Annotated in this window: 3 protein-coding genes and 1 other annotated feature; of the genes, 1 reads left to right on the top strand and 2 read right to left on the bottom strand. The window is 29.1% G+C overall.

Annotated features, from left to right (window positions below; translation table 11 throughout):
* Window positions 1–59: 59 nt before the first annotated feature.
* Together G3997_RS02605 and asnS are read right to left on the bottom strand one after the other, a co-directional pair.
* On the bottom strand, window positions 60–911 hold the full coding sequence (locus G3997_RS02605) for an SDR family oxidoreductase (RefSeq protein WP_296647639.1): 852 nt from the start codon (window positions 909–911) through the stop codon (window positions 60–62).
* A gap of 221 nt (window positions 912–1132) precedes the next feature.
* The gene (asnS, locus tag G3997_RS02600; RefSeq protein WP_296647636.1) at window positions 1133–2533 is read right to left on the bottom strand and encodes an asparagine--tRNA ligase; all 1401 of its coding nucleotides are present in this window, start codon (window positions 2531–2533) and stop codon (window positions 1133–1135) included.
* Window positions 2534–2706: 173 nt separating this feature from the next.
* Window positions 2707–2945, bottom strand: a binding site (T-box leader).
* A 112-nt stretch (window positions 2946–3057) separates the two neighbouring features.
* Here asnS and G3997_RS02595 point away from each other — a divergent pair.
* A complete protein-coding gene (locus G3997_RS02595; RefSeq protein ID WP_296647633.1) occupies window positions 3058–3456 on the top strand; it encodes a LysM peptidoglycan-binding domain-containing protein in 399 nt (132 codons plus the stop codon).
* The last annotated feature ends 50 nt before the right edge of the window (window positions 3457–3506 follow it).

Raw genomic sequence — 3506 nt, 5'->3', positions numbered from 1 at the left:
TAATTTACAATTATACTATAAGTTAATATGCTATTTTTAATACAATAATAAATCAAATATTAAACCCCTGAATATGCTGAGAATGCTCCATCAACAGGTATACAAACACCGTTTACAAATCCTGAAGCATCATTATTTACTAAGTATAATAATGTTCCTATTAATTCATCAACTTTTCCAAATCTTCCCATTGGAGTGCTGTTTAATATTTTCTCAGTTCTTGGAGTTGGAGTTCCATCTTCGTTGAATAATAATTTTTCATTTTGAGCTGTTACGAAGAATCCTGGCGCTATTGCATTTACTCTTATACCTACTTTTGACATATGTACAGCTAACCATTGAGTGAAGTTAGTTACTGCAGCTTTAGCTCCTGAGTATGCAGGTATTTTTGTAAGTGGTGTATAAGCATTCATTGAAGATATGTTTATTATTGTAGCACCTTCTCTGTTTATCATATCCTTAGCAAACTCTTGTGATGGAAGTAGTGTTCCTAAGAAGTTTAAGTTAAATACAAAGTTTACTCCTTCTGTATCTAAATCAAAGAATGTAGTTAATTCTTCATTATTTAAATCTTCTGGTAATAAGTATTCGTTAGTTGTTGTTCCTTTTGGATGGTTTCCACCTGCTCCATTTATTAATATGTCACATGGACCAAATTCTTTTAATATTATTTCATGAGCTCTTTTTATACTCTCTTTATCTAAAACGTTTGCACTTATTCCTATAGCACATCCACCATCAGCATTTATTTTAGCTGCTTTAGCATCACAACCCTCTTGTCCTAATGAAAGTATAGCAACTTTTGCTCCACATGCAGCTAATGCTTCTGCCATAGCTCCACATAGTATTCCAGATCCCCCTGTTACTACTGCAACCTTATCTTTTAAATCAACATTAAATGGCAATTTCATTTTATCTCCTCCTAAAATCAATATTATATTAGTAATAGTAGCATTATTTTTTTTATTATACAACACTTTTCGGTAAACATTTTCCTTTTTTACCTATTTATATCTATACAAACTATTTTTACATACAAATTATCTTTAAATATCATAGTAAAAAAACACATCGACAACTAAGTCAATGTGTTTTTAAGTGTTATAAAATATCTATCACCAATATTTATCTATTAGAATTCAGCATTTTTAGGAGTTCTTGGGAATGGTATAACGTCTCTTATATTTTGCATTCCTGTTAAGTACATTAACATTCTTTCAAATCCTAAACCATATCCAGAATGTGTAGCAGTACCGAACTTTCTAAGTTCTAAATACCACCAGTAATCTTCTTCTTTTAAGCCTAATTCTTTTATTCTATCTAATAATACATCATATCTTTCTTCTCTTTGAGAACCACCTATTATTTCTCCTATACCAGGAACTAATAAGTCCATAGCTCTAACAGTTTTTCCATCTTCGTTCATTCTCATGTAGAATGCCTTTATATCTTTTGGATAATCTGTTACAAATACAGGCCCTTTTATTATTTCTTCTGTTAAGAATCTTTCATGCTCTGTTTGTAAGTCACATCCCCACTCAACTGGGAACTCAAACTCATGTCCTGATTTTTGTAATAATTCTATAGCTTCTGTATATGGTAATCTCTTGAATTCTGAGTTTACAACTTTAGTTAATCTTTCTATTAATCCTTTATCTATAAAATTGTTGAAGAATTCCATTTCTTCTGGAGCATTTTCCATTACATAGTTTATTATGTATTTTATCATATCTTCAGCTAATTCCATGTTATCTTCTAAATCAGCGAATGATATTTCTGGCTCTACCATCCAGAATTCAGATGCATGTTTTACTGTATTAGAGTTTTCTGCTCTAAATGTTGGACCAAATGTATAAACATTTCTAAATGCAAGTGCCATTATTTCAGCATTTAACTGACCACTAACTGTTAAGTTAGCTTCTTTTCCAAAGAAATCTTTAGAGTAATCTATTGATCCATCTTCATTCTTAGGTACATTATTTAAATCCATAGTTGTTAATCTAAACATTTCTCCTGCACCTTCACAGTCACTTCCTGTTATTATTGGAGAATGAGAGTAAACGAAGTTTCTATCTTGGAAGAATTTATGTATAGCATAAGCTGTTAAAGATCTTACTCTAAATACAGCTGAGAAAGTATTACTTCTTGGTCTTAAGTGAGCTATTGTTCTTAAGTATTCTAATGTATGTCTTTTCTTTTGTAATGGGTATGAGCTATCAGACTCACCTTCTAATATTATGTTAGTTGCTTGTATTTCAACTGGTTGCTTAGCACCTTCTGTAGATACTAATTCACCTTCAACAAGTATTGATGAACTTATTGGAAGTTTAGTTATTTCCTTGAAGTTTTCTAATTTTTCATCAGATAATACTACCTGCATATTTTTAAAGAAACTTCCATCATTTAATTCTACGAATCCGAAGTTTTTAGAAGCTCTAGATGTTCTTATCCATCCAGCTACCTTTACAGTTTTTCCTATATATTCTTCTTTGTTTCTATATAGGTCTTTGATTGTTACAAATTGCTTTTGCATTGTATTTTTCCTCCTTTTATTTTATTTAAATAATTTAAAATTTCACTTAGCTTATTTGAACAAATATGTATTTTAACTATTACTTTAATTGTAATAATTGCTCAAATTGCTTTATTTTGAGGATTATTTTTTCTTTTTTATGTATTAAAAAAGCCTTTCATCCCCAAATAATAAAAAGGGACGAAAGGCTATTATACTCTCGCGGTACCACCCTAATTGCCAATTTTAAAAATTKWMAAAATTGACCACTTAGTTTTAGTCTATAACGGGACCTCCCGTCTAAGCCTACTCTACAATAATTTCGGTTAGAAGCTCCAAGATGTTCTTCGGTATAATCTTCGTATTAGGCTCACACCATTCCTAACTCGCTGTAACTACATATCATACTTACTCTTCTTTTCATAGCTTTTACTTTAGTATTATTTCAAATTATTAAAAATATTATACCAATTTGAAATTTTTAAGTCAATATATTGTTTAAAAAACCTCTTGTATATTAATACTCCTATATAGGAGGTGATTTTTTGAAATATATTTTATTATTTCTTATTATACTATCCTTTATTGGTCCTGTTGCAAATAATGATAAATCTACTAGTGATGTAATAAAAGATAGTATCTATAATTATGTAACTTGTTTAGATAATACTTTTAATTATTTAGTTGAAAATGTATCATTTTTTTCCAATATTTCAGAAAATTTATATAAAACTTCATACAACTCTATAATGAAAGATAGAATATTTCAAGAACATTTAGTACAACCTGGTGAAACTTTAGATTCTATAATACAATTATATAATACTAATATTGATGATATAGAAGCTTTTAGAAAAGTAGTTTACAAAGAAAATCAAGATATTGTATCAAGTTCCTATGATGTTAAAGCTGGTGAATATATACTTGTTCCCAGTAATAGATGAATTTAATGCCTCAAATAATATAAATCATTTGAGGCATYAYATTTATAATA

Origin of the sequence: Romboutsia sp. 13368, assembly GCF_018336475.1 — a bacterium.
Taxonomy (GTDB): Bacteria; Bacillota; Clostridia; order Peptostreptococcales; family Peptostreptococcaceae; genus Romboutsia.
The sequence above is the reverse complement of the archived record's forward strand: the minus strand, read 5'-3'. Positions and strand labels throughout refer to the sequence as shown.

Excerpts from the sequence above, each read along its gene's own strand:
- asnS (WP_296647636.1), bottom strand. The coding sequence starts at position 2,533 with ATGCAAAAGCAATTTGTAACAATCAAAGACCTATATAGAAACAAAGAA.
- G3997_RS02605 (WP_296647639.1), bottom strand. The coding sequence starts at position 911 with ATGAAATTGCCATTTAATGTTGATTTAAAAGATAAGGTTGCAGTAGTA.